This is a genomic window from Paracraurococcus ruber (assembly GCF_004353985.1).
In the GTDB taxonomy this organism is placed as follows: domain Bacteria; phylum Pseudomonadota; class Alphaproteobacteria; order Acetobacterales; family Acetobacteraceae; genus Paracraurococcus; species Paracraurococcus ruber.
Map to the genome: position 1 here is coordinate 1 of NZ_SMOA01000347.1, position 4848 is coordinate 4848.

Genomic DNA, 4848 nt, shown 5'->3' on the forward strand with positions numbered 1-4848 from the left:
GGGCCGGGGCGCCGGATGCCGAAGGCGGGGAGGCCGCCCCGCAGCATCGGGGATGGCCGCGGGCTCGACCTCCGTCTCTGCCGGCTGGCGCGCCCATGCCGCCGGATGCCGGGGCGGCCGGCGCGGACCAGGGCGGCCCGGGCAGCGAGGCCCGGCGGCCGGGCGTGGTCCGCGCGGCCGGTCCCGTTGCAGGCCTGCCAGGCCGGCGATGCCGCATCGACCGCGCAACATGCCCGGATGTCTCGGTGGCGTGCTGAACGCCCGGTGAAATCTGCCGTTGAAACGGGGAGCGTGTTGCCGACCAGCGTAACGGAACGAAGACCGGCGCCATTGCGGGACCAAGGGCCGGATGGGGGATTGATGCCGGATCGCAACCGGGCCGAGGACGAAACAAAGCAGCTGCGCGGCATGGCCGAGGATGCGCGCGAGGATGCCGCGGCGCTGGCGGCGGAGCGCGATGCGTTGCGGGCCGAGCTGGGGCGCCGCACCGGACAGCTGCGCGAGGCGGAGGACAGGCTCCGCCGGCGCGAGGCCGCGGGCGGCGCTGCCCGGCCGGCGCCGCCGCGCCGCGCCCTCGGCGTCCCCCGCCAGGGCAAGAACCCGGACGCCACGGCCGAGGAGCTGCGCGGCGCGATCGAGGAGCTGCTGGCCCTGGCGGCGTCGCTGGAGACGAGCAACGCCGCGCTGTCCCGCGCCAATGCCGTGCTGGAACGGCGCGTGGCCGAGCGCACCGCGGAGCTTGCGGCGCTGAACGGCCAGCTGCGCGACAGCGAGGAGCGGCTGCACCTCGCCCAGCGCTATGCCGGCGCCGGCACCTGGGACTGGGATATCCGGAACAACACGGTCGAGTGGTCGCAGGAGTATTTCGACCTCTACGGCCTGGATCCGGCGCGGACGCTGCCGAGCCGGGAGGCCTGGCTCGCCGCCATCGCCGCCGAGGACCGCGCCTCGACCGCCGCGGCGCTGGAGGACTGCCTGCGCCGCCGCGACCCGGATTTCCGCGTGGAATACCGCATTCGGCACCCCCGGCGCGGCGAACGCTGGCTGTCCGGCCGCGGCCGGCTGGTCTGCGACGAGGCGGGCAACCCGGTGCGGCTGATCGGCCTCAACCTCGACATCACCGACCGCAAGCGGGCGGAGCTCGCCATCCTCGACGCGAACGAATCGCTGCGGCGGGAGGTGGAGCAGGAGGCCAAGGCGCGCGAGGCGGCGCAGGCGCGGCTGTTCCAGACCCTGAAGCTGGAAGCGCTGGGCCAGCTGACAGGCGGCGTCGCGCATGACTTCAACAACCTGCTCTCCGTCATCACCAACGGCGTCGGCCTGCTGAAGCGCAACCCGGAGACGCCGCGCCGCGGCCGGCTGCTGGATGCGATGGAGCAGGCGGCGCATCGCGGCGCCGACCTGACCCGGCGGCTGCTGAGCTTCGCCCGCCGCCAGGCCCTGCGGCCGGAGCCGCTGGACCTGCGCGCCTGGCTGGAGGACATGCGCGAGCTGCTGTCGCGGACCTTGCGCGCCGACATCGCGATCGAGATCGCGGCGCCCGACGATGTCTGGTGGCCGCGGGTGGATCCGGGGGAGCTGGAGCTGGCGGTGCTCAACCTGGGCGTCAATGCGCGGGACGCGATGCCGCGCGGCGGCACCCTCCGGCTCTGCGCCACCAATGTGGAGCTGGACGCGCTGACCGACCCGGACCGGCTGGGCGGCCCCTTCATCCGGCTCGCGGTGCAGGATACCGGCACCGGCATGGGGCCGGATGTCCTGGCGCGCGCCTTCGAGCCCTTCTTCTCCACCAAGGATGTCGGCCAGGGCACCGGGCTCGGGCTGGCGCAGGTCTATGGCTTCGCCCGGCAGAGCGGCGGCTCGGCCCGGGTGTCCAGCCGGATCGGCGAGGGCACGACGGTGATCCTGCTGCTGCCGCGGGCGCAGCCCACCGGCATGCCGCTGCCGCCGCGGCCGGTGGTGGAAGAAACGGTGGACCTGGCGCCGCTGCGCCTGCTGCTGGTGGAGGATGACGACGCGGTGGCGGAGCTGACCGCCGAGACGCTGCGGCATCTGGGCCACGGCGTCTCCCGCGTCGCCAGCGCGGCCGCGGCGCTGCGGGCGCTGGCGGATGGGCTGGCGGTGGACATGGTGCTGTCCGACGTGGTCATGGCCGGCGGCCAGGATGGGCTGGACCTGGCGCAGACGCTGCGGGCGGAGAGGCCGGGCCTGCCGGTGCTGCTCTACAGCGGCTATGGCGGCGCGCCGGCGCGGGTGGCGGCGGCCGGCCTGCCGCTGCTGCGGAAGCCCTATTCGCTGGAGGAGTTGCGCCGGGCGCTGGGAACGGCCCTGCAGCAGCCGCGGCAGCCGGCGCCCGTTGGCCAGTGAATCCGGGCCCAGTGACGCCGCGCGCAGTCACGCCGGGCGGCCGGCGGCCCCGGATCCACCCGGCAACCGCGGCGCCCTGGAGCGGTTCGCGCCTGCCTCGCACCCCGCAAGCCGGACTTCGGGCGTGGGCCGCAGCGCGCCGTCATGCCGCGCGCCCTGATGACTGCGCCCGGGTTCCCGCGTCCTAGTTCTTGCCGATGACGCCGCGATGCAGCGGGCTGGACGGGTCGGCGGCGTATTGCCGCGGCATGCGCCCCGCCAGATAGGCCAGGCGCCCGGCCTCCACCGCCGCCTGCATCGCCCGCGCCATCCGCACCGGGTCCCGGGCATGCGCGATGGCGCTGTTCATCAGCACCGCGTCGCAGCCGAGTTCCATGGCGATGGCCGCGTCGCTGGCGGTCCCGACGCCGGCATCCACCAGCACCGGCACCTTCGCATTCTCGATGATCGCCCGGATCATGACCGGGTTCTGGATGCCGAGCCCCGAGCCGATCGGCGCGCCGAGCGGCATGACCGCGACGGCGCCCATCTCCTCCAGCCGCTTCGCGGCAATCGGGTCGTCGGAGCAGTAGACCATCACCTGGAACCCGTCCTTCAGCAGCGCCTCCAGCGCCTCGAAGGTCGCGCGCATGTCGGGGTAGAGGAAAGGCGGCGGCCCCAGCACCTCGAGCTTCACGAGATTCCAGCCGCCCGCTTCCCGCGCCAGGCGCAGCGTCCGCACCGCGTCCTGCGCGGTGAAGCAGCCGGCCGTGTTGGGCAGGTAGGTGTAGCGCTTCGGGTCCACGTAGTCCTGCAGCATCGGCGCCTTGGGGTCGCCGAGGTTCACCCGCCGCACCGCGACGGTGACGATCTCGGCGCCGCTCGCGTCGATCGCCCGCCCCGTCTCCTCCAGGTCCTTGTAGCGGCCGGTGCCGACGATGAGGCGGGAGCGGAAGCGCAGGCCGGCGACCTCCCAGGTGTCATCCTGGGGCGCCGCATTGGTGATGCCGTCCATGGCTCAGCCTCCGCCGATGAAGTGCACGATCTCCAGCTGGTCGCCGGCCTCCAGGGCCGTCGCGGCATAGGTGGAGCGGGGGACGATCTCCAGGTTGCGCTCGACCGCCACCTTGCGGGTATCGAGCCCGATCAGCGCCAGCAGGTCGGCCACCGTGGCCGGCGCCGGGATCTCCCGCGCCTCGCCATTGACCGTGACGGTGATGATGGATGTCGTCGCCCCCATGGCGCGGAAGATGGCGAGGCGCGGCGCCCGGGGCAACCCGCCGCGCCCCGCGCCCGTCACATGGCCGCCTGCCGCCCCCGCGGGAGCGCGTCGGTCAGGCCGCCGTGGCCACGCCCATGACCAGCGTCACCCGGCCGTCCTGCAGGTTGCGGGCGTCATGCGCCACCATCCCCGCCATGCGCGGCCGCATCACCAGCCCAAGCGACAGGGCGGGCGCCGCCGCCTGCCGCCGCGCCGCCAGCCAGGCGGCGGCCAGCGGCGTCACGTCGTCCCACCGCGTCACGCGGAAGCCGGCCGCCGCCAGGACCGCCGCGTCGCGCATGTCGGCCTCGACGCGCTCGGCGCCGGCCAGCGCGGCGCTGGGCGGGTCCTGGCGGCGGATCAGGGCGCGGACCGGCGGGTCACGCCGGCGCAGGGCCCGCACCAGGGCGGTGCTTGTCGGGCCGGCCGGCGGCGGCGGTGATCAGGATCAGCGGCCTGAGCATCGGCGCTCCCGGGTGCGACGGGCGAGGCCGGAATGGATGTCATCCGTCATCGAGGCGCCCAATCGCTCGGCCGGGCCGGGTCAAGGGCAAATGACGATTTTCGATAATCGTCATTCCGGACATTGGGTGGATACGGCCCGCCGGCCTTGATCCCGCCTGGATGAGGCGCGACATCGAAGCCACACAGGCGGAGGGGCCGGCCCATGCGGCCTCGCGCGCCGGCATACAGCGCAGCCGCCGCCGCATCCTCGCCGGCGCGGCCCGCCTGCTGCGGCAGGATGGCATCGCCGGTACCAACCTCGCTGCCGTCATGCGGGCGGCCGGGATGACCCATGCCGGCTTCTCCCACCACTTCCCCGACAAGGATGCGCTGGTCGCCGCCGCCCTCGACCAGGCCTTCGGTGACATGCTGGACCGGCTGGCGGCCGAGGCGGTTCGCCTCGCCGCGGCCGGTGCCTGGTATCTCCTGCCGGGGCACCGGCTGCCCCGCCGCCGCCACGGGGACCGAGGAGGCACGCGCCCCGGCGGCGCCGCGGGCGCGCTTCGGGGAAGGCCTGGCCCGGGTGGTCGCGCATCTGGCGGCGGGGCCGCCCGGCCCGCCCGCGGCCCGGCAGCGAAAGGCTTGGCGCGCCTTCGCCATGCTGGCCGACGCCGTGATCGTCGCCCGCGGCAGCGATCCCGCGACGGCCGCCGCGCTGCTCGAGGCCATGCGCACCGGCGCGGGGGATGCCGCGCGCGCCGTCCGGGGCCTCACCCGGCGCCGGGGGGCCCGCCGCC

General features: G+C 75.0%; 5 protein-coding genes. 2 read left to right on the top strand and 3 right to left on the bottom strand.

All coding sequences use genetic code 11. The annotated features are described in order from the left end of the window. The first annotated feature begins 360 nt into the window (after positions 1-360). Positions 361-2367 carry a PAS domain-containing protein gene (locus tag E2C05_RS28670; RefSeq protein ID WP_158292436.1) on the top strand — a complete coding sequence of 669 codons (2007 nt, stop codon included), beginning with the start codon at positions 361-363 and terminating at the stop codon, positions 2365-2367. Between the two features lie 184 nt (positions 2368-2551). On the opposite strand, the gene E2C05_RS28675 is transcribed toward E2C05_RS28670, so the two are convergent. The 3 genes from E2C05_RS28675 to E2C05_RS28680 form a co-directional block, all read right to left on the bottom strand. Beyond that, positions 2552-3361: a thiazole synthase gene (locus E2C05_RS28675; protein ID WP_240046930.1), complete on the bottom strand. Its 810-nt coding sequence runs from the start codon at positions 3359-3361 to the stop codon at positions 2552-2554. A 3-nt stretch (positions 3362-3364) separates the two neighbouring features. After that, the gene (thiS, locus tag E2C05_RS35360; RefSeq protein ID WP_240046931.1) at positions 3365-3586 is read right to left on the bottom strand and encodes a sulfur carrier protein ThiS; all 222 of its coding nucleotides are present in this window, start codon (positions 3584-3586) and stop codon (positions 3365-3367) included. Between the two features lie 94 nt (positions 3587-3680). Next, on the bottom strand, positions 3681-4010 hold the full coding sequence (locus E2C05_RS28680; RefSeq protein WP_133223047.1) for a hypothetical protein: 330 nt from the start codon (positions 4008-4010) through the stop codon (positions 3681-3683). Positions 4011-4231: 221 nt separating this feature from the next. On the opposite strand from E2C05_RS28680, the gene E2C05_RS35515 reads away from it, so the two are divergent. Continuing rightward, positions 4232-4848 (top strand): TetR/AcrR family transcriptional regulator (locus tag E2C05_RS35515; protein ID WP_192912537.1); only part of this gene is annotated, 617 nt, incomplete at its 3' end.

Excerpts from the sequence above, each read along its gene's own strand:
- E2C05_RS28670 (WP_158292436.1), top strand. The coding sequence starts at position 361 with ATGCCGGATCGCAACCGGGCCGAGGACGAAACAAAGCAGCTGCGCGGC.
- thiS (WP_240046931.1), bottom strand. The coding sequence starts at position 3,586 with ATGGGGGCGACGACATCCATCATCACCGTCACGGTCAATGGCGAGGCG.
- E2C05_RS28675 (WP_240046930.1), bottom strand. The coding sequence starts at position 3,361 with ATGGACGGCATCACCAATGCGGCGCCCCAGGATGACACCTGGGAGGTC.